The sequence below is a fragment of the Pseudomonas marincola genome, from assembly GCF_900682675.2.
GTDB lineage: Bacteria > Pseudomonadota > Gammaproteobacteria > Pseudomonadales > Pseudomonadaceae > Aquipseudomonas > Aquipseudomonas marincola.
Genome location: NZ_LR215729.2, coordinates 1411041 through 1431702 on the forward strand (window position 1 = coordinate 1411041; position 20662 = coordinate 1431702).

Below are 20662 nucleotides of genomic sequence, written 5' to 3' on the forward strand. Positions count from 1 at the left end.
GTTCATGGGTTCAACGATTCGAGTTGGCATAACGTTGGCGTTGGTGGTGGCCGCGTTATTCGCCGGCAATTGGGTATGGCAGTACTACATGTACTCGCCATGGACCCGTGATGCCCGCGTGCGCGCCGATGTTGTGACCATTGCTCCCGATGTTTCCGGCGCTGTGGTGTCGATGCCGGTGAGTGACAACCAGACGGTCAAAGCCGGCGACCTGCTGGTGAGCATTGATCCCGAGCGTTATGCCGTGGCGCTGGAACAAGCCAAGGCTGTGCAGGAAACGCGTAAGCAGCAGCTCAATTTGCGCGAGCATGAGGCCTCACGGCGGATGCGCCTTGGCCCGCAGGCGATCAGCGCCGAGGTGCGCGAGAACGCTCAGATCACTGCGCAGATTGCCCGTGGCGAATACCACGAAGCGCAAGCGGCGGTGAAACAAGCCCAGCTCAACCTGACCCGCAGCAAGCTGCTCGCGCCGCGCAGCGGGCATGTCACCAATTTGCAGCTGGCGCAGGGTAATTACGTCACCGCCGGGCAGTCGATCATGGCGCTGATCGCTGACTCTTCGTTCTACGTGCAGGCCTATTTCGAGGAGACCAAACTGTCGAAAATCAGCGTTGGCGCGCCGGTTGAAATCTGGTTGATGGGCTCGGGCAAGCCGCTTAAAGGCGAGGTCCAGAGCATCAGTCGCGGGATTACCGACCGTAACTCCAACCCGGATGGGCAGTTGCTGGCTAATGTCGAGCCGACATTCAACTGGGTGCGGTTGGCGCAGCGGATTCCCGTGCGCATCAAGTTGCTGGAAATGCCCGAAGACTTCGAACTCAGCGCCGGCATGACCGCCAGCGTGAAGGTGCTGGCCAAGCCAGCACCGGATAAACCCGCGCCTTAAAAACGCTCGATGCGCGCCGGGGTGCGTTGCATCAGTACCTTGCCTGCACGGATCGACGTCAGCGCGTGGCCCTGGCTGCGGATCATCTCGTAGTCGTTAGGCGCCGAGAGAATCAACAGGTTGGCTGGGCGGCCCACTTCAATGCCGTAACGGTCGCCAAGGTTCAGGGTGCGGGCGCTGTTGTCGGTGATCAGGTCCAGCGCACGTTGCAGGTCGGCGTAGCCGAGCATGTGGCAAATATGCAGGCCAGCTTCAAGAATACGCATGATGTTGCCGTTGCCCAGCGGATACCACGGGTCGACGATTGAGTCCTGAGCGAAGCAGATGTTCATGCCGGCGCGGTCGATTTCGGCGACGCGGGTCAGGCCGCGGCGTTTCGGGTAGGTGTCGAAGCGCCCTTGCAAGTGAATACTTTCGGTCGGGCAGGACACAAAGTTGATGCCGGACATCTTCAAAAGGCGAAACAGCTTCGAGCAGTAAGCGTTGTCGTAAGAGCCCATCGCCGTGGTGTGGCTGGCGGTTACCCGGCTGCCCATGCCACGCACGCGGGCCTCTTCGGCCAGCACTTCAAGGAAGCGCGAGTGCGGGTCGTCGGTTTCGTCGCAGTGCACATCCACCAGACAGCCGGTGCGTTCGGCCAGATCCATCAGAAACTTGATCGAGCTAACGCCCTGATCGCGGGTGTTCTCGAAGTGCGGAATGCCGCCGACCACATCCGCGCCCAACTCGACAGCCTGCTCCATCAACGCCCGGCCATTTTTGAACGATTCAATGCCTTCCTGCGGGAACGCGACGATTTGCATGTCGACCAGATGGCGGGTTTCTTCGCGCACCTCAAGCATCGATTTGAGTGCGCTCAAGGTTGGGTCTGTAACGTCAACATGGGTGCGCACATGCTGGATGCCGTGCTCGACCAGCATGCCAATGGTCTTCTTCGCACGCTGTTTGGTGTCTTCGTGGGTGACTGTGGCTTTGCGTTTACCCCACAGCTCAATGCCCTCGAACAGCGTGCCGCTCATGTTCCACGATGGATCACCGGCGGTCAGCGTGGCGTCGAGGTGAATATGCGGCTCGATGAATGGCGCGATAACCAGATTGCCCGTCGCATCCAAGTCGCCAGGGTTGCTGCTGATGGTTGGGGTTTGCGCGCTGATCTCTTTGATTCGATCCTGCTCAAGGGTAATCCGAAACAGGCCGTCGCGGCCCCGAAGGCGGGCGTTAATGATATTCATGCGGTACTCCTGGCAGGGCGGGAAGAGGACAAGCGCCAAATCAGCAAGGCGAGGCTGATATTCAGGCGGTCGTGAGGATTGCTGAACGAGTTGCCGCTCAGCGATTCGATGCGCTGGGTGCGGTAACTCAAGGTATTACGGTGGACGCCAAGGCGTTGTGCGGCCAGCGCCAGATTGCCGTTTTCCTGAAACCAGGCCTCAAGCGTTGGCATCAGCACCGGCTCATGACGCGCGTCATCACTGATGATCGGGCCGAGTACCTTGTCGACGAACTGGTCGAGCAAACTGCGGTCACGAATCGCCCCGAGCAATTCAAGTGCGCCCAGTTCATTAAAGCTGCAAACACCCAGACGCTCTGGAAAAGACTGCGCGGCAACCAGTGCCTGACGGGCCTCATTCAATGCGTGCGCGAAGCGTTCGGGGCCGTGACCGCCCGTGCTGAGGCCCAGATACAGGCGCAGCGGAGCCAGGCTCGGATTGAGTTGATTGAGCAAGGCCAACATTGCCTCACGGTTGTGTTGCTGATCGAGGCTGTTGGTGGCCGGGAGCAGGGCAATCCAATGTTCGCCCTGACAGACTGGCGAGAGCGTGTCGCCCAGCGCCTGCAACTGTTGCAGCAGGCTCTGTTGCAGGCGCTCACGACAGTCTTGCAAGCGCAGTTCGGCGTCTTCCGCAGAGAGTTGTTCAAGCAGGCGTTCACTGCCCTCAAGCTTGAACAGCGCCACCTGCCTCGGGGTTGCCAATGGCAAACCAAGGCTTTGCGCGCGCTGGCGCAGCGCCTCGAGAGACTGCACGTCGCCTTCGAGCAGTTGTTCGAGCAAATGCTGGCGCGAGCGGCCGAGCATTTGCGCTTGCACCAGCGCGGTTCCAATCGCCTGGGTGACGATGACCATTTTCAGCGCGTAGGGCTGCTCAATCAGCGGCACGTCGAGTTGCTGCGCGGCATCGATCACGCTGGGCGGGATTTGGCGGATGTATTCCGGGCCCGTCAATATCACCAGCCCGGCGGCCGCCCGCTCATGCGCCTGCTGCACCAGTGACAACAGGTTTTGCTCGGTGCGCGGATGGTTGATGCCGGTGACAAACACCAATTCGCCGCCCATGATCCATTCGGCGATATCGGTGTTCTCGGCAACATATGGCCAGCGCACCGGATTGCTTTGTGCGATTTGGCCAGCGCGCAGGCGCATGCTTTCCAGGCCGGGCAGGGCCAGAACATCCGCGACCGTAAGGCTCATTAGTTGGCCGGGCCTGATGCGCTGGTTGCGCCGTTGGTGGCACCGCTCAGCAGTTTGCTCAGAACGATATAGGCCAGCGCAGCCACTGCAATCCCGACAATCGGTGCGATCCATGGCGACAGGTAGGCGCACACGGCGCCAATGGTGTAGGCGCTGAGGCCGATCCAGTTGAATGCCGGCAGTTGGGTTTCCTGCAGTTTCGGGTAATGGCCTTTGTGGCCATAGAAGAAGTCCGCCATGATCACGCCGCCAATTGGGGGAATGATCGAGCCGAGCAGAATCAGGAACGGAATCAGCATTTCATACATGCCGGCAATCGCCAGCAAGGTGCCAATGCCAGCGCCAACCAGAGTCACCAACTTGCGGCGATTGGTACGCAGCAAATTGCAGCCCGCAGCGGCGAAGTTGTAGATGGTGTTGTCCTGAGTGGTCCAGAGGTTGAGGAACAGCATGACCACAGCGGCCATCGACAAACCTTGCAATACCAGCACCTCGACTACGTCGGGCTGCTGATAAACGATTGCGCCGTAGGCACCGGCAATAATCATCAGACCGTTGCCGATAAAGAACCCGAGCAGGCTCGAAAGCATGGCCACGCGGCCGCTCTTGGCAAAGCGCGTCCAGTTGGTGGCCTGTGTTGCGCCGCTGACGAAAGTACCGAAAACCATGGTGATGGCCACGCTCAGGGTCATGCTTTCTTTCGGTTCAATGGCCATCAGCGCGGTCATGCCGCCGGCATCGCGCGTGGCAATCCAGAGTGAGCAGCCGAGCAGAATCATCATCGCCGGAACGGCCACGCGAGAGAGCATGTCCAGGCCTTTGTAGCCGATGAACGCGGTGATGCAGAAGCCGAAACCGAACAGCACCATCAGCGGTATGGTCAATCCTTGCGGCAAGCCGAGGATTTTTACCAGCACAATGGCGATGGTGGCTGTGCCCCACGCATACCAGCCGATCTGGGTGAAACCGAGCAGCACATCAGACAGCTTGCTGCCGACTTCGCCGAAGCAGAAGCGGCCCATCAGTACCGAATTCAAGCCGCTGCGGCAGGCGATGTAACCGAGCACGGCGGCGTACAGCCCGAGCAGCAGGTTGCCGATAACGGCGGCCCAGATCAGCGAGGTGAAATCAAAGGCCATGCCGATCTTGCCGCCGGCAAACATGGTGGCGGTGAAGAAGGTGAAGCCGAAGAGCAGAATTGAGGTCGAAAACAGGCCTTTGCGAGCACCTTGCGGAACCTCGCTGAGCGGGTAGTCGCTGTCGATCTTGGAAGGGGTCATGCGCGGAACTCCACAGGGTCAGTGAAGTATTCTTCATAGCAGGCGGCGTGCCAGACTGCGTATTCGCGAAAATGCACTTCACGCTGGGTGATAGTTACAAAGCGGTTTGTGCTGCTTGCACAACAGAAGTTGCAAAGTAGACAGTTTTAACGGGGTTTATTGTGAATGATAAACAGGCGTGGTCAAGTCTGGTGCGTAGCTTTTTAGTTATGCACCAGCTTGAACGCTGCCAGCGGCGTATCACGTACGCTGGCAGGAATGCTTAGTTGACAGTGACTTGCGGCATTGTCGGCATGGTCACGGTCTGGGCTTTGCGTGGCGCAAGGATTTCAGCTTCGCCGTCGACAACCATCTCGTCGCGCTGATTGAACACCTGAGTGGCGATGCGAACGCGGAATTTTGGCAGCTTTTCGAGAATTTCAAGACGCACGGTGAGGGTGTCGCCAAGCTTCACCGGCAAGGTGAAACGCATGGTCTGGCCAAGATAGATAGTGCCCGGGCCTGGCAACTCACAGGCGACGGCGGCGCTGATCAGGGCGCCACTGAACATGCCGTGGGCAATGCGCTCCTTGAACATGCTCTCGGCGGCAAATTCCGGGTCCAGGTGCACGGGATTGTTATCGCCCGAAACAGCGGCGAACAATTGCACATCACGCTCTTCGACAGTTTTGCTGTAGCTGGCGGTCTGGCCTACGGTGAGTTCTTCGTAAGGGGTGTTGCTGAGTTGACTCATGACAGAATCTCCTGAAGTGAGGGGTGTGAGTGGCGGGGCAGGCTAAGCGCCTGATCAAGCCACTGGATCAGAAATGCACTGACCTCGTCACGGTTGGTTTCATTGAATAATTCATGGCGTGCTTGCGGGTAGACCTGCAGTTGCACATAACGGTTGCCGGCCATGCGCAATGCGACCGCTAAATCATCGAGTCGTTTGCCCTGGCTGACCGGGTCGTCACTGCCGCCGATCACCAGAAGCGGCAGGCTGCTGTCTATTTTTGCCAGGTTTTTGACCGAGCTGATGTGCTGCAAGCCGCCGAGCAGGTCTATCCACAGCTGATTGGTGCAGCGAAAACCACAAAGCGGATCGTTCACGTAACGATCGACCTCATCGGGATCGCGGCTTAGCCAGTCGAACTCGGTGCGATTAGGCTTGAAGGCTTTGTTGAACGAGCCGAATGACAGCTTATCGATCAAGGCACTAAGGCCTTTCGGGCCTTGGCGTTTGCGCTCGATTCGGGCGATGGTCTGTGCAGCCTTGTACAGCATTGCCGGCTGGTAGTTTGAACCGCTCAACACTGCACCCTGCAAGCTGGCGCTGTGGCTCATCAGGTAGGCCTGGGCAATGTAGCTGCCCATGCTGTGCCCGAGCAAAAAAATCGGCGCGGTGGGGTGAGTCTGGCGAATGGTGTGGTTGAGGCGGGCGATATCGTCAATGACCAACTCCCAGCCGTTGGCATCGGCGTAATGGCCTTGCGTGCCTTTGCTTGCTGTTTGGCCGTGGCCGCGTTGGTCGTGGGCGTAGAGTTCATAGCCCGCATTAACCAATGCCTCGCCCAGCCTTGCATAGCGGCCGCTGTGCTCGGCCATGCCGTGAGCGACCATCACCACCGCCTTGGGCGGCTGCTGGCTGAACCAGTGGTTCACGTAAATCGGCTGAGAGTCACTGCTGTTGAGCCAGAAGGATTGGTGCTGCATGGCGATTCCTTAGCCTGCATGGAATCGCCATTGTAGGACTAGAAATGCGCATCTGGGAATGTTCAAGGTTATTCCCGCCGAGTTCCCGACTTTGCACCTGATCGGCCGGATGGGCCGAAATAGAGCATCGTGATGTAGCAATACGTTGGGCCAGTTACAAAGATTCACAGTAATGATTTAAGGCTCATATATATAGGCGCTAATCTGCATAGCTGTTAAGTTCGGATGAGTGCCCTCAGGCAGGGCGAAATTCAGGGGAGAGGATAAAAATAATGCAGCCCGATTTCTGGAATGATAAACGCGCACCGGGAGTGCCCAACACAATTGACCTCGACACTTACAAGTCGGTCGTCGAGGTGTTCGAGCGTTCTTGCAAGCGCTTCGCTGACCGCCCCGCGTTCAGCAATATGGGCGTTACCCTGACCTACGCTGATCTTGAGCGCCAGTCGGCAGCCTTCGCCGCCTACCTGCAGAAACACACGGATTTGAAGCCGGGCGATCGCATCGCCGTGCAAATGCCCAACGTCCTGCAGTACCCGGTCGCGGTGTTCGGGGCGATGCGCGCCGGGCTGATCGTGGTGAACACCAACCCGCTGTACACCGCCCGCGAAATGCGCCATCAGTTCAAGGATGCTGGCGTGCGTGCGCTGGTTTACCTGAACATGTTCGGCAAGCTGGTGCAGGAAGTTCTGCCCGATACGCAAATTGAATACCTGATTGAAGCGCGCATGGGTGACATGCTGCCGGCGATGAAAGGCTGGCTGGTCAACACCGTGGTCAAGAAGGTCAAGAAGATGGTGCCGGACTACCATCTGCCGCAGGCTATTTCCTTTAAAAGCGCCCTGAGCAAGGGGATGGGGCAGGGCGTCAAGGCGGTCGAAGCCGGGCTGGATGATATTGCCGTGCTGCAATACACCGGCGGCACGACTGGCGTTGCCAAAGGGGCCATGCTGACCCACGGTAATCTGGTGGCAAACATGCTGCAGGTTGATGCCTGCATGTCCCAGCTGGACGATGCCGGCCAGCCACTGATGAAGCAGGGGCAAGAGGTGATGATCGCGCCGCTGCCGCTATATCATATCTATGCCTTCACCGCGAATTGCATGTGCATGATGGTCAATGGCAACCACAACGTACTGATCACCAATCCACGCGATATTCCGGGCTTCATCAAAGAGTTGTCCAAGTGGCGCTTCACTGCATTGCTGGGGCTCAACACCCTGTTTGTCGCGCTGATGGACCATCCGGACTTCAAGTCACTGGATTTCTCTGGCCTCAAGCTGACCAACTCGGGCGGCACCGCGCTGGTCAAAGCGACCGCGGAGCGCTGGAAAGAAATCACCGGTTGCACCGTGGTTGAAGGCTACGGCCTGACTGAAACTTCGCCGGTCGCCAGCACCAACGCCTATGGTGAGCGGGCGCGTCTGGGCACCGTGGGCATTCCCGTGCCAGGCACCGCGTTCAAGGTGATCGATGACGAAGGCCAAGACCTGGGACTGGGTGAGCGCGGCGAATTGTGCGTTAAAGGGCCGCAAGTGATGAAAGGCTACTGGCAGCGTGAAGAGGCCACCGCCGAAGTGCTCGATGCCGATGGTTGGTTCAAGACCGGTGACATTGCGATAATCGACGAGGACGGCTTCACGCGTATTGTCGATCGTAAGAAAGACATGATCATCGTCTCGGGCTTCAACGTTTACCCGAACGAAATTGAAGACGTGATGCTGACCAACAGCAAAGTGGCGAGTTGTGCCGCGGTGGGCGTGCCCGATGAAAAATCCGGCGAGGCGGTGAAATTGTTCATCGTTGCACGTGATTCGAGCCTCACCGAAGCAGAGGTCAAGGCGTTCTGCCGGGAGAACTTCACCGGCTACAAAGTGCCTAAACAGATCGTCTTCAAAGATGCTTTGCCCATGTCCCCGGTAGGAAAAATCCTACGTCGTGAGCTTCGCGACATCAGCTAAGGCGCGGCCCTGCTGGGTCTCGTGTGGCTGGGTTTGTGAAGAACCTCAAAAAATGACCAGTATTGTCATGCTGGTCATTTTTATGACTCTTTAGCCTGCTTTTGGTGCTAGTCGCTTTCTGGTAAAGCTGATAATCTCGGCGCGCTTTTAGGCTCAACGAGCCGAAATATTAACAACAAACAACCGTCATGTTATGCGCGGTCTAGATTAAAGCTGTTGCTGAGGAGTGGGCTTCCATGATCGAAAACTTCTGGAAGGATAAGTATCCAGTCGGGGTTTCTGCCGAAATCGACCCTGATCAGTACCCGAATGTTCAAACGGTACTGAAGCAATCCTGCCAACGTTTTGCTGACAAGCCGGCTTTCACCAATCTGGGTAAAACGCTCACGTACGGCGAGCTGTACGAGCTCTCCGGTACCTTCGCAGCTTACTTGCAGAATCACACGGATTTGCAGCCCGGCGACCGTATCGCCCTGCAAATGCCGAACATCTTGCAATACCCAGTCGCTATTTTCGGCGCCATTCGTGCAGGTCTGGTGGTGGTCAACACCAACCCGCTGTACACCGCGCGCGAAATGGAGCATCAGTTCAACGACTCCGGTGCCAAGGCACTGGTTTGCCTCGCGAACATGGCCCACCTTGCTGAGCAAGTTGTGCCGAAAACTGGGGTAAAAACGGTCATCATCACCGAAGTTGGCGACATGCTGCCAACCTTCAAGCGCATTCTGGTTAACACCGTCGTCAAGCGCGTGAAGAAGATGGTGCCACCGTATCACCTGCCTCAGGCCATCAGCTTCCTCGATGCACTGGACAAAGGTCGCGGCAAGATCCTGCGTGAGTCCGCGCCGAAAGGTGAAGACATTGCCGTGCTGCAATACACCGGCGGCACTACTGGTGTTGCCAAGGGTGCAATGCTGACGCACCGCAATCTGGTCGCCAACATGCTGCAGGTGCGTGCCCTGATGGGTGCAAACCTCAACGAAGGTTGTGAGGTCGCGGTGAGCCCGCTGCCGCTGTATCACATTTACGCGTTCACCTTTAACTGCATGGCGATGATGCTCATCGGCGCGCACAACCTGCTGGTCACCAACCCGCGTGACTTGCCGGCGATGATCAAGGAAATCAAACCCTACAAGTTCAGCGTATTTGTAGGTCTGAATACCTTGTTTGTCGCGCTGAGCAATAACGAAGGTTTCCGCGCGCTGGATTTCTCCTCGCTGAAACTCACTGTTTCTGGCGGCATGGCGTTGCAACTGGCGACTGCTGAGCGTTGGCAAGAAGTGACCAACTGCCCAATCTGTGAGGGCTTCGGCATGACCGAGACCAGCCCGGTTGCGACGGTTAACCCGTTCAGCGCGATCCAGTTGGGCACCATCGGTATCCCGCTGCCTTCAACGCTGTGCAAAGTCATCAATGACGATGGCAAAGACCTGGACGTTGGCGAGATCGGCGAGATCTGCGTCAAAGGCCCGCAAGTCATGAAGGGCTACTGGCAGCGCCAGGAAGCTACGGCTGAAATTCTCGATGCGCAAGGCTGGCTGAAGACCGGTGACATTGGTCTGATTCAGGAAGACGGCTACCTGAAGATTGTCGATCGCAAGAAAGACATGATTCTGGTGTCGGGCTTCAACGTTTACCCGAACGAGCTGGAAGACGTGCTGGCGATGATTCCGGGCGTGCTGCAATGCGCTGCCATCGGCGTACCGGACGAGAAGTCGGGTGAGGCGATCAAGGTATTTGTCGTGGTCAAACCAGGCGTAACGCTGACCAAGGAAACCGTGATGGAGCACATGCGTGCCAACGTCACCGGCTACAAGGTTCCGCGCGCTGTCGAGTTCCGTGATGCTTTGCCAATGACCAACGTCGGCAAGATTCTGCGTCGCGAACTGCGTGACGAAGAAATGAAGAAGATGGCCAAGGCCTGATTCTGATTGTTGGAAAAACCCGCTTCGGCGGGTTTTTTAGTTTTTGCAGCATTAATACTCGCGGTAAACCCGAAACCGCCAATAAAATACGATCTCAAACCCTTATATGTGCCACGCACAGCCTCCTGCTGAGCGGGCAATACTTACACGCAGAACCCTTTCAGCCATGCCAACCATCACCCAAGACATCGAACTGTGCGCAGAGCATCTGCGGGACGGCCATTTGGTCGCCATGCCTACTGAAACGGTATACGGTCTGGCGGCTGACGCACTGCAAGAGCGCGCCGTCAACCAAGTCTTTGCCTTGAAAGGGCGCCCCAGCAGCAACCCCTTGATCGTGCATATTGAGAATGCCGGGCAAGCGAGTCGATGGGCCGCAGAGGTTACCCCGCAAGCCCAGCGCCTGATGGAGGCTTTTTGGCCTGGCCCGTTAACGCTGGTACTGCCAGCGCGCGATGATGTATTGCGCTGTGTGACCGCCGGGCAGAACAGCGTGGCGCTTCGTGTGCCGGCGCACCCAATGGCCCAAGCGTTATTGCGCAGCTTTGGCAGTGGTCTGGTGGCGCCATCGGCCAACCGCTACATGTCAATCAGCCCGACCTGTGCCGAGCATGTGGCTAAGCAGTTTCATCACAGCGAGCTGACTATTCTCGACGGAGGCCCCTGCCAGGTTGGTCTGGAGTCGAGCATTGTCAGCCTGCTAGCGGATGACAGCCCACGCTTGTTGCGCAGCGGCATGCTCAGCCGTATGCAATTGCAGCAAATACTGAGCGAGCCGCTTGAAGAGGCCGCTGGCGGTATCCGGGCTCCGGGCCAGCACCTGCGTCACTATGCGCCAACAACCCCGGCGCAGCGCTTTACCCAGCTTCCTTTCGATGCGCTGAGCAATCAGGCAAATGGCTGGATCTGGTGCGATCAGGTACACGCCAGCACTGGCCCGGCAATCAATCTCGGCTCTGATCCCGAGCACTACGCTGCCGGCTTTTATGCGGCGCTTTATCAGCTGGATGCTTTGGGCCTTGAGTACATCTATATCCAGACGCCACCGCAACTGGACAGTTGGGCCGCTGTTCACGACCGCTTGTCGCGGGCCTGCCATTCGCTTGCCTGATTGGTTTGTTGCGCCATTCGGGCACAGCTCGTTCTCTCTCAATCGCAGAGAAGCAGCAAGACTCAAGCTCCTGAGACCGGATCATGGGCTTTGAGTAAAACGACGAAAGGGAAATCGCGGCAGTATCGGTTTACGTCTGAAAAGGACCGCGCAGGCCGGCGCGGTCCTGTTTTCTCAACGAGGCATCGGCTGCCAGCCTTCAGCCGTGCGACGTTCCCAGATGTCGCTGCGATAGCTGTCTATTCGCTGCAGATGCAGCCAGCCATTGATCACCAGATCGCGGACGACGGCATGCTCGGCGATGACCTTGTCGATCATGCGCTGCGGCGCGTCGATCACCACCGTCAAGCGCAATGGGCGATGGATCCAGCGCTTGCCGTCATGCAATGACTGGAGTGACAGGCCGGTGCGCAAGTCGCCGCCATTGCCTTCGAATACCCCGATTCGCCCGCCGACTACGTTGTGCAGTACCTTGTTGCCGCAACCAAAGCGCAGGTTGTCGGTGGTGGAGGTGAAGTACTGCAGGTTGATCCAGTTAGCGACCACCATCGGCGCGGTCATGATCAATTCCAGTACCTTGCCGCTGGGGTCCTGCTGCCAGTCGTAATCGTGCAGGAAGGCGCGGCCCTTCAAGTTCTGCCCAAGGGTTCGTGAGCGCGGCGCAGCGATAAACGCGGCATTGCCGGCCAGGCCCCACTCTGGGCGGGTCTGCGCCCAATCCGTGCCACGCCGGCGCACGCTGCCCAGCAGCTTTGCCGGTTTTTCGCTGAGGCCCTCAAGCCCTAACAGGCCAGCCCGTTCGCGCCGCGCACGTGCGCCGGCATCATCCAAAGCCCGGCGCAGTGTCTGCCAGTTAGGTTGTAAACGCTGGGTCAGCGTTTCGCTGTCAAACACCCGAATCTCATCGGTGGTGGTGTTATGCACCCCTGCCAGAAAGCGGCAGTCGTCTGGCAGTTCAATGCCTTCGTCGAGCAAACCCTTGCGCACCTGCGGATCATTCAGCAAGTCCGCCAGCAAACGGGCGTTAACCTCGCCGCTTTGGCCGCAGCAGGCACCGCAATCCAAGCCAGCGGCCTGTGGGTTGTTGGTGCTTTGGCTGGCGTGCCCCAGCAGCACGATCAGTGGCGCAAAGTTTTGCGTGAGGCTCATCGCGCGCAAAATGCGCGCCGCCACGTTCGTGCGCTGCTCCAGTGGAATGACCGGCAACGACGGCTTTAACTGTTGCCACTCGCGTGGCCGCAAAGCGTGGCTGTCCGGTGCGGCTGAGCGCGACAGGAAACCCCCTGTGCGCCCGAGCAGAGCGCCGGCGTAACCCAGGCCCAATGTTTCTACCAGGGAGAATGTCGAGGCGGGCAGGCGCTCAAACAGTTGCCAGCGTCCGCCACGTTGCAGGCGCGAATTGCGCTGACGGGCCAGACCCGCGTCACGGTCGGTGTCGCCGCTGCTGTCTGTCACGCTGAATTGCGCCGCCAGCAATCCCGGCAGTTGTGGACGTGTCGCTTGCGTGCCCAGGGGGGTATAGGCGACAGGCAGGCCAAAGAAGCCGGCGAAACCGCCGGTCTGTACTTGCGGGCAAGCTTGTTCAAGGGCCCGGCGAAATACCTCTGAGCGCACATCTATGCAGAAATACACCTTGGCGATTGGCGCAGCCACACTCGAAGGTTTCACGGGGGTCAGCAACATGCCGTGGAGCTGCTCTTGCCAGGCCAGTTCTTCTGCCCGCTGCCACACTTGCAGCGCTTGCCACTGTGCTGTAAGTGGCTGTTTGCGTGCGGCTTGCCATGCAGTGCGCCATTGGCTCCAGCCGCTGTCAGCGTCGCGCTGGCGGTCGTCAACCAGCCATTCCCAAGCGGCGCGAATAGCCAGCAGGTCTAGCAAAACAGGATCGTCACCCCCTTCGAGGCGGGCTTGCCAGCGCTTGTACGCGCACCACGACGCCCAGCCGAGGTTGCGCAGCAACAGGCAGTCAAACCACTCGCTCAGCTCATGCTCAGCTATGCCCAAATGTTCAACCGCCGATTCAAGGGCAGCCTGTGGCTCCTCTGGCAACTCGGCAATTCGCGCGCCCAGAGATCGGCAAGCGCTGAGCACGCTCAAGCCACGGTCCTGCAGCATCGATTCACGCCAGGCGTGGTACAGGCTGGTCTTCTTCGGCGGATGCCAGTCGGCCTGATTCTCGTCGAACCAGGCGGCGCAACTTTGACCGATTTGCTGGGTGATCAAGGCGGGCCAGCCCGGCACTGCGATCTCGGCTTTGGCCATGTCTTCCAGCAGTGGCAAGGTTTGGGCGGACTCAGCCGGCTGATCAAGAAACTGCAACAGCTGCTCAGGCGACCAGGTATGCGCCGTTTCAGCCAGCGCCCGCGTCAGGTGCTGTTGATTGATCTGGCCATTTTGCCAGGCAGCGCGGTAGTCGGCCGCACTCAGGGTCAGGCGTGAACCCGCGCGGCGCCAGAGTTGTTCAGCGACTTGCGCCCAAGGCTGGTCGCGCCGCTCCCACAGTGGGTTGACGGCAATCATCTGGTCCAGCGGCCAGGTCGGCGCAATGCGTTCGCAGGCCTGCCGGGCAATTTCATGCAGCGCCGCCTTGTTAGAGCAGGGAGTCGGTTCGAACGCGGTCATTGGCTTTCTCCAGTTGCAGGTTTAGCAGGCTGTGGGTTTTTAATCGGCCACAGGCGGAAGGTCAGGCGGGTAAAGTGCTCATCCAGATAGAAGCCGGCAAACGCCCAGGGATAGAGTCGCCGAGCCAGCACGCTGTCGGGTTGGCTCATAATCAAGGCTTGCAGCACGTAAAGGCCCAGAAACAGCAGCAGTGCAAACACGCCGAGGTATTGTTGCAGCGCGCTCGTCGCCGGGCTCGCGCCCAAAATGTGCGCGGCGGCCGAGTGCCACAGCAGGTAGCAGCCGAGTAAGAGCGTCAGCGTCGTCAGGCTGTAAAGCGCTCCGCAGAGGCGCATACACCAAGGAGCAAGGCCAATGGTGAGAATGCCCAGCGCGATCAGCGGCAACTGATGCGCAGGGAGCAGCATGCTCCAAAGGCCGTGCAGCAGCGCCAACCAAGCCCCAGCCACAACCAGCGCCACAAGCGCGATCTTTGGTTTTGCGGGTGAGCTGCGCGGCTGCAGCGACTGTTGCCGCGCACGGCTAACTGTGTCGCCCGCTTCGAGGAACGCATAAGCCTTGTACAGCGAGTGTGCCAGCAGGTGGACCAGCACCAGTTCGTACAGCCCCAGACCGCACTCCAAGAGCATCAAGCCCATCTGCGCGCAGGTCGACCAAGCCAGGCGTACCTTGATGCTGATGCGGGTCATCATCACCAGGCCAGCGAGCACCGCGGTCAGACCGCCGACAACCACGAGCAAAGTGTGTGCGACGGGCGCGGCGGACAGCAACGGCGCGAATCGCAGCAGGACAAAACCGCCAAGGTTAACCACTCCGGCATGGAGCAGGGCCGACACCGGCGTTGGCGCTTCCATCACCTGAATCAACCAGCCGTGAACCGGCAGTTGTGCGGACTTGAGTATTACCGCCAGAACCAATAACACGCTCGCCAGCTGCAAATCCCAGCCCAGCGCGCCGCTTGTTTGCAGGCGTGCGGCGACTTCATCGAGGATCACGGCAATTGCACTGTCGCCGCTGGCGTTCACCAGCAGCACGGTTGCCGCGATCAGGCAGAGATCAGCCAGGCGGCTGGCGAGAAACTTCTTGTGGGCCACAACCTGAGCCATGGGACGGTCGCGGTAGAAGGTCAGGAGTTGATGCAGGCACAGGCTGGAAATGATCCAGGCCGCGATTAACACGTACACATCGTGAGTAGTGACGACCACGGCCACCGCCGTCAATGTGCCGAGCAGCGCCAGAATATAGCGTTTCTGCCCTTGCTCGCCGTCCAGATAGCGCCGCGAATATTCAACGATGACCAATGCCAAAAGGCTGATCAGCGTGGCCATGGCCAGGCCCAGACGGTCGCTTTCTCGCTCGTTCAACAGCGCCTGAAAAAGAGCTGCGAGCACCACGAGAAATCCCGCGTAACCGGCCAGCCGTGCGGGCCACCAGAGGTGGTTAATCGCCAGGCGCGCCGGGCTCAAGGCCACGGGCAACATGGCCAGCAGGTAAATCCAGGGGAGCAGGGCGCTCAATTGGGGGAGCAAGTGTTGCATCGGGAAACCTCCGCGGGTGATCGGCAGGTTCAGTTTCCAGTAGTTGCATTTTTAATTAAAATAGATTGAATAGAACATATTCATCTTTAATAAAGAACGAATCATGCGCCGCCTGAATTTCCATCATCTGCATTACTTCTGGGCCGTCGCCAAGGAAGGCAACCTGACCCGCGCCGCGCAGTCACTGCATGTCGCGCAGTCGGCATTGTCGACGCAAATTCGTGCCCTTGAGGAGCAACTTGGCTACGCCTTGTTCATTCGCTCGGGCCGAAACCTGTTGCTTACCGAGGCTGGTCAGCTGGCGCTGGATTACGCAGAAAGCATTTTTGCTCTTGGCAACGAATTGCAGATGACCTTACAGGGCGCTCAGCAGGCCAACCAGAAGCTACGCATCGGTGCGGTTGCGACCCTATCGCGTAACTTTCAGGAGAACTTACTACGGCCGTTTTTGGGGCGCAGTGATGTGCTCATAACGCTGGAGTCGGGCAGTCTTGGCGAGTTGTTGGAGCGTCTGGCGCTGCATAAGCTGGACATTGTATTGAGCAACACCGCCGTCAGTTCAGACGCCCAGCGTTCCTGGCGTTGTCAGGTGCTGGACCGGCAAACGGTTTGCCTGGTCGGCCCACCCCGCAGCGGCGCGCAGCCTTTCGATTTGAAACGCGATTTGCAGCATGTGCGGCTCATCGTGCCGGGGCGCAGCAGTGATATTCGCAGCCAGTTCGAGTTGTTTTGCGACAGTCGCGGTTTGCGCCCGCAGATCTGCGCCGAGGTCGACGACATGGCCATGCTCCGCCTTCTGGCGCGGGACTCCGGTGACGTGGCGCTGTTGCCGGCCGTTGTGGTGCAGGACGAATTACGCGCAGGGGCGCTCGAGCTTTACACTGAAATTCCGCAGATCGCTGAGCAGTTCTTCGCTGTGACCCTGCAGCGGCATTTCAATTTGGGCGTTCTTGACGAGCTGTTGTCGGCCCATTCACACCCGGCTACCGGGCCAGCCCACTGATCTGACGCCAAATCGATACGCGGGCTTGTGCTGAACGCAATCACGCAGGCGCTGGTTTGCGCAACATCGGGCATCCAAAACCTGTGTGCCATCGCGGCCTGACCCAACTCTGGAAATCTGCGACAATTGACGGCTAGACACGACAGCCGCGATAGCCCGATGACCGACGTCACACCGACTTATGACTCATTACTGAAAAACCTTGATCAGGCGATGATTGCCGACAGGCATCGTTTGCGCCGGCAATTGCACGAGTTGCGCAAGCAGCCCGATGAGCAGAAGCAGGCCCAGTGGCTTGAGCGTTTTCAGAAGTCGTGTGCCAAGGTTGAGGCACGCAAGCTCAGCGTGCCGCCGATGCGTTACGACGACGCGCTGCCGATTGCAGCCAAGCGCGACGAGATCAAGCAGGCAATCAGTAAACACCAAGTGGTGGTGATTGCCGGCGAAACCGGCTCGGGCAAGACCACTCAGCTGCCGAAGATTTGCCTGGAACTGGGGCGCGGCACGCATGGTTTGATTGGCCATACTCAGCCACGCCGATTGGCCGCCAGAAGTGTGGCAACCCGCGTAGCTGAAGAGATCGGCACGCCGCTGGGCGAGTTGGTCGGTTATCAGGTGCGCTTTGAAGACCAGAGCAACGAGCGCAGCCTGATCAAGCTGATGACCGACGGTATCTTGCTGGCCGAAACCCAGCATGACCGCTATCTCGAAAAGTACGACACGATCATTGTCGACGAGGCGCACGAGCGCAGCCTGAACATCGACTTCCTGCTTGGTTACCTGAAAACCCTGTTGTCGCGTCGGCCCGATCTGAAGCTGATCATCACCTCGGCGACCATCGACCTGCAGCGCTTTTCCAAGCACTTCAACGACGCGCCGATTGTTGAAGTGTCTGGGCGTACTTATCCGGTTGAAACCTGGTACCGCCCGCTGGCCGCCGAGCAGGACGAAGAGGGCAATCAGGTCGAGGAAGACTTGTCTGTCGATCAGGCGCTGCTCGCCAGCATTGATGAGATTGCTGCGTTCGAGCGCAGTGAAGGCAAATTGCCCGGCGATGTGCTGGTGTTTCTCCCCGGTGAACGCGAGATCCGCGAAGCGGCCGACTGGCTGCGCAAGGCCAATTTGAAACACACCGAGGTGTTGCCGCTCTATGCGCGCCTGACGCCGGCCGAGCAACAGAAAATTTTCCAGCCGATGCCTGCGCGCAAAATCGTTCTGGCCACCAACGTCGCCGAAACTTCGCTCACCGTGCCCGGTATTCGCTATGTGATCGACAGCGGCACGGCGCGGATCAGCCGCTACAGCTACCGCGCCAAGGTCCAGCGATTGCCGGTTGAGGCAATCTCGCAAGCCAGTGCCAATCAGCGTAAAGGCCGTTGCGGGCGGGTGGAGCCGGGGATTTGTATCCGCCTCTACAGCGAAGAAGATTTCAACTCGCGTCCTGAGTTTACTGATCCCGAGATTCTGCGGACCAATCTGGCGGCGGTAATCCTGCAGATGCTGCATCTGCGACTGGGTGAGATTAACCAGTTCCCGTTTATTGAACCGCCAGATGGCAAGGCCATCAGTGACGGTTTCAACCTGCTTCAGGAGCTCTCGGCGGTTAGCCGTGAAGGCCAGCTGACAGCGCTCGGACGCCAGTTGGCGCGCCTGCCGATTGACCCGCGTCTGGGCCGGATGGTGCTTGAGGGCGCGCGGTTGGGTAGCCTCGATGAAGTGCTGATTATTGCCAGTAATCTATCAGTGCAAGACCCTCGCGAACGCCCATCGGACCGCCAGCAAGCAGCGGATCAGGCCCATGCGCAATGGAAGGACGTGGACTCGGACTTCGCCGCGCTGGTCAACCTGTGGCGAGGCTTTGAGGAGCAGCGTCAGGCGTTGGGCTCGAGTGCGCTGCGCAGTTGGTGCCGGAAGAACTTCCTCAACTATTTGCGCTTGCGTGAATGGCGCGATGCTCATCGCCAGTTGGTGTTGATCAGCCGCGACCTGCAATTGAATGCCAAGCCGGCGGCGAACAAACCCGCTGCCGCCAAGGCCAAGGCTGCTGAGGGCGAGGAGCTTTCGGCAGCTGAGAAATCGGTGGGCTATCAAACGCTGCACAAGGCGATTCTGGCAGGCTTGCTCAGCCAGATCGGGCAGAAGACCGAAGATGGCGATTACCTGGGCGCGCGGCAACGGCGCTTCTGGATTCATCCCTCGTCTGGCATTGGCCGCAAGCGTCCGCAGTGGTTGATGGCCTCAGAATTGGTCGAAACCACCAAGCTGTTTGCGCGCATGGTCGCCAAGATCGAACCGGACTGGATCGAGCCGCTGGCAGGTCATCTGATCAAGAAAAATCACTTTGAACCGCACTGGGAAAAGAAGCGCGGGCAGGTGGTGGCTTACGAGCAAATCACCCTGTACGGCATGATCGTGGTCGGGCGCAGGCCTGTGCACTTTGGCCCGATTGAGCCGGTGGTATCGCGTGAGCTGTTTATCCGCGAAGGTCTGGTCGGTGGCGAAATCAATTCGCGGGCGCGTTGTTTGTCCGCCAATCGCCAACTGCTGGAAAAGCTCGACGAACTGGAAGCCAAGGCGCGGCGCCGGGATATTCTGGCGGACGAAGAGGCGATGTTCGCGTTCTACGATGCGCGCATTCCGGCGGATATCTATCAGACCGCCAGCTTTGAGTCCTGGTACAAGCGCGAAAGCGCGAAGAACCCGCAGTTGTTGATCATGCGCGAGGAAGATGTGCTCGCGCGTGATGCCAAGGAGGTCACGGCCAGCCTGTATCCGGATACCCTGCAATTGGGCGATTTGCAGTTACCCATGAGTTACCACTTCGAGCCTAACCACCCGCGTGACGGTGTCACGGTACGGGTGCCTGCGCCGTTGCTACCGCAGTTGCAGCCCGAGCGTCTCGAATGGCTGGTGCCGGGTCTGCTTGAGGCCAAATGCATGGCGCTGGTGCGGGGTTTGCCAAAGGCGCTGCGCAAGAATTTTGTGCCGGTGCCGGACTTTGTGGCGGCCGCTCTCAGCAAGATCACCTTTGGCGAGGGCAGCCTGCCGCAATCGTTGGGCCGCGAGTTACAACGCATGACCGGCGCGCGCGTGCCGGATGAGGCGTGGGCCGAGTCTGCTGGCGCTGTTGAAAGCCACCTGCGAATGAATATCGAGGTGGTGGACACCCGTGGCAAGTTGCTCGGCGAAGGCCGTGATCTGGCCGAGCTGACGGCGCGCTTCAGTGAAGCCAGCCAGGCTGCATTGGCGATTCCGCAAAGCAAAACAGCCGACAAGCCTATCGAGGCCAAGGGCTTTGCCGAGGTCGCCGAAAAGACTCAGCATCAAGTTGCCGGGTTGACCATGACGGTGTATCCAGCACTGGTCGAAGAGGCCGGCAGCGTCAAGGAAGGGCGTTTCTCGACAGCCGCCGAAGCTGAGTTTCAGCACCGGCGTGCACTGCAACGCTTGCTCCTGCAGCAACTGGCAGAACCGGCCAAGTTCCTGCGCGGCAAATTGCCCGGGCTGACCGAGCTGGGGTTGTTGTACCGCGAGCTGGGTCGGGTTGATGCGTTGGTTGAAGATATCCTCTTAGCCAGTCTCGACAGCTGCATGCTTGAAGGGCAGCAACCTTTACCGCGTGACGGTGCGGCGCTGGCTGCATTGGCCAGCAAACGCGGCGACTGGGTCGAGCATGCCGAGCGTTTGGCCAGGCTGGTGCTGGAAATTCTCAAGCTTTACCACAGCCTGCAAAAGCGCTTTAAGGGCAAGATTGATCTGGCCCAGGCCATTGCCCTGAACGATATCAAGCAGCAGCTGGCCAATCTGGTGTATCCGGGTTTTGTTCGCGAAACTCCGGCGGTGTGGCTTAAAGAGCTGCCGCGCTACTTGCGGGCGATAGAGCAGCGCCTGGATAAACTCGGCTCGCAAGTGCAGCGCGACCGGGTCTGGAGTGGCGAGCTTGCGCAATGTTGGCAGCAATACAGTGCCCGGCTGGCCAAGCATCTGCAGGAGGGCAAGCGCGACGAGCAATTGCTGCTCTATCGCTGGATGCTGGAGGAATACCGTGTCTCGCTGTTTGCCCAACAACTGGGAACCAAGATTCCGGTGTCTGATAAGCGCCTGAGCAAGCAATGGAACAATGTCGAGGCCTGAGCAATCAGGCAGACATGTCTGACCCATTAATAGGCTTGGG

Annotated in this window: 13 protein-coding genes; 6 read left to right on the plus strand and 7 right to left on the minus strand. The window is 58.9% G+C overall.

What is annotated here, in order from left to right:
- The first annotated feature begins 4 nt into the window (after positions 1-4).
- Entirely contained in the window at positions 5-886 is an 882-nt protein-coding gene (locus PMYSY11_RS06525) for an efflux RND transporter periplasmic adaptor subunit (protein WP_069901490.1), read from the plus strand.
- On the opposite strand, the gene codA is transcribed toward PMYSY11_RS06525, so the two are convergent.
- The 5 genes from codA to PMYSY11_RS06550 form a co-directional block, all read right to left on the minus strand.
- Positions 883-2118: a cytosine deaminase gene (gene codA, locus PMYSY11_RS06530; protein WP_150548651.1), complete on the minus strand. Its 1236-nt coding sequence runs from the start codon at positions 2116-2118 to the stop codon at positions 883-885. The genes PMYSY11_RS06525 and codA overlap by 4 nt on opposite strands.
- Positions 2115-3356 carry a PucR family transcriptional regulator gene (locus PMYSY11_RS06535; RefSeq protein WP_150548652.1) on the minus strand — a complete coding sequence of 414 codons (1242 nt, stop codon included), beginning with the start codon at positions 3354-3356 and terminating at the stop codon, positions 2115-2117. The genes codA and PMYSY11_RS06535 overlap by 4 nt, the downstream gene beginning before the upstream one ends.
- Positions 3356-4636 (minus strand): cytosine permease, encoded by a 1281-nt coding sequence (gene codB / locus PMYSY11_RS06540; protein ID WP_150548653.1) that lies wholly within the window; start codon positions 4634-4636, stop codon positions 3356-3358. The genes PMYSY11_RS06535 and codB overlap by 1 nt, the downstream gene beginning before the upstream one ends.
- A gap of 262 nt (positions 4637-4898) precedes the next feature.
- Positions 4899-5369 carry a MaoC family dehydratase gene (locus tag PMYSY11_RS06545; RefSeq protein WP_150548654.1) on the minus strand — a complete coding sequence of 157 codons (471 nt, stop codon included), beginning with the start codon at positions 5367-5369 and terminating at the stop codon, positions 4899-4901.
- Positions 5366-6328, minus strand: a complete 963-nt coding sequence (locus PMYSY11_RS06550; RefSeq protein WP_150548655.1) for an alpha/beta hydrolase — start codon at positions 6326-6328, stop codon at positions 5366-5368. The genes PMYSY11_RS06545 and PMYSY11_RS06550 overlap by 4 nt, the downstream gene beginning before the upstream one ends.
- A 272-nt stretch (positions 6329-6600) precedes the next feature.
- On the opposite strand from PMYSY11_RS06550, the gene fadD2 reads away from it, so the two are divergent.
- The 3 genes from fadD2 to PMYSY11_RS06565 all read left to right on the plus strand — a co-directional run bounded on the left by fadD2 (position 6601) and on the right by PMYSY11_RS06565 (position 11325).
- Entirely contained in the window at positions 6601-8289 is a 1689-nt protein-coding gene (gene fadD2, locus PMYSY11_RS06555; RefSeq protein WP_150548656.1) for a long-chain-fatty-acid--CoA ligase FadD2, read from the plus strand.
- 236 nt (positions 8290-8525) lie between these two features.
- Positions 8526-10214, plus strand: a complete 1689-nt coding sequence (gene fadD1, locus PMYSY11_RS06560; RefSeq protein ID WP_150548657.1) for a long-chain-fatty-acid--CoA ligase FadD1 — start codon at positions 8526-8528, stop codon at positions 10212-10214.
- Positions 10215-10380: 166 nt separating this feature from the next.
- Positions 10381-11325 (plus strand): L-threonylcarbamoyladenylate synthase, encoded by a 945-nt coding sequence (locus PMYSY11_RS06565; protein WP_150548658.1) that lies wholly within the window; start codon positions 10381-10383, stop codon positions 11323-11325.
- A 174-nt stretch (positions 11326-11499) separates the two neighbouring features.
- Here PMYSY11_RS06565 and PMYSY11_RS06570 read toward each other — a convergent pair whose 3' ends face one another.
- Both PMYSY11_RS06570 and PMYSY11_RS06575 read right to left on the minus strand, forming a co-directional pair.
- Complete coding sequence (locus PMYSY11_RS06570) at positions 11500-13947, minus strand: YbcC family protein (RefSeq protein WP_150548659.1); 2448 nt, start codon at positions 13945-13947, stop codon at positions 11500-11502.
- Positions 13944-15485, minus strand: coding sequence for an NADH-quinone oxidoreductase subunit L (locus PMYSY11_RS06575; RefSeq protein ID WP_150548660.1), 1542 nt, complete (start codon positions 15483-15485; stop codon positions 13944-13946). Before PMYSY11_RS06575 ends, PMYSY11_RS06570 begins: the two co-directional genes overlap by 4 nt.
- Positions 15486-15588: 103 nt before the next feature.
- Here PMYSY11_RS06575 and PMYSY11_RS06580 point away from each other — a divergent pair, with 103 nt between their 5' ends.
- Together PMYSY11_RS06580 and hrpA are read left to right on the plus strand one after the other, a co-directional pair.
- Positions 15589-16488, plus strand: a complete 900-nt coding sequence (locus tag PMYSY11_RS06580) for a LysR family transcriptional regulator (RefSeq protein ID WP_150548661.1) — start codon at positions 15589-15591, stop codon at positions 16486-16488.
- Positions 16489-16647: 159 nt separating this feature from the next.
- Positions 16648-20622 (plus strand): ATP-dependent RNA helicase HrpA, encoded by a 3975-nt coding sequence (gene hrpA, locus PMYSY11_RS06585; protein WP_090513449.1) that lies wholly within the window; start codon positions 16648-16650, stop codon positions 20620-20622.
- Positions 20623-20662 lie beyond the last annotated feature (40 nt).

Excerpts from the sequence above, each read along its gene's own strand:
- PMYSY11_RS06525 (WP_069901490.1), top strand. The coding sequence starts at position 5 with ATGGGTTCAACGATTCGAGTTGGCATAACGTTGGCGTTGGTGGTGGCC.
- codA (WP_150548651.1), bottom strand. The coding sequence starts at position 2,118 with ATGAATATCATTAACGCCCGCCTTCGGGGCCGCGACGGCCTGTTTCGG.
- PMYSY11_RS06535 (WP_150548652.1), bottom strand. The coding sequence starts at position 3,356 with ATGAGCCTTACGGTCGCGGATGTTCTGGCCCTGCCCGGCCTGGAAAGC.
- codB (WP_150548653.1), bottom strand. The coding sequence starts at position 4,636 with ATGACCCCTTCCAAGATCGACAGCGACTACCCGCTCAGCGAGGTTCCG.
- PMYSY11_RS06545 (WP_150548654.1), bottom strand. The coding sequence starts at position 5,369 with ATGAGTCAACTCAGCAACACCCCTTACGAAGAACTCACCGTAGGCCAG.
- PMYSY11_RS06550 (WP_150548655.1), bottom strand. The coding sequence starts at position 6,328 with ATGCAGCACCAATCCTTCTGGCTCAACAGCAGTGACTCTCAGCCGATT.
- fadD2 (WP_150548656.1), top strand. The coding sequence starts at position 6,601 with ATGCAGCCCGATTTCTGGAATGATAAACGCGCACCGGGAGTGCCCAAC.
- fadD1 (WP_150548657.1), top strand. The coding sequence starts at position 8,526 with ATGATCGAAAACTTCTGGAAGGATAAGTATCCAGTCGGGGTTTCTGCC.
- PMYSY11_RS06565 (WP_150548658.1), top strand. The coding sequence starts at position 10,381 with ATGCCAACCATCACCCAAGACATCGAACTGTGCGCAGAGCATCTGCGG.
- PMYSY11_RS06570 (WP_150548659.1), bottom strand. The coding sequence starts at position 13,947 with ATGACCGCGTTCGAACCGACTCCCTGCTCTAACAAGGCGGCGCTGCAT.
- PMYSY11_RS06575 (WP_150548660.1), bottom strand. The coding sequence starts at position 15,485 with ATGCAACACTTGCTCCCCCAATTGAGCGCCCTGCTCCCCTGGATTTAC.
- PMYSY11_RS06580 (WP_150548661.1), top strand. The coding sequence starts at position 15,589 with ATGCGCCGCCTGAATTTCCATCATCTGCATTACTTCTGGGCCGTCGCC.
- hrpA (WP_090513449.1), top strand. The coding sequence starts at position 16,648 with ATGACCGACGTCACACCGACTTATGACTCATTACTGAAAAACCTTGAT.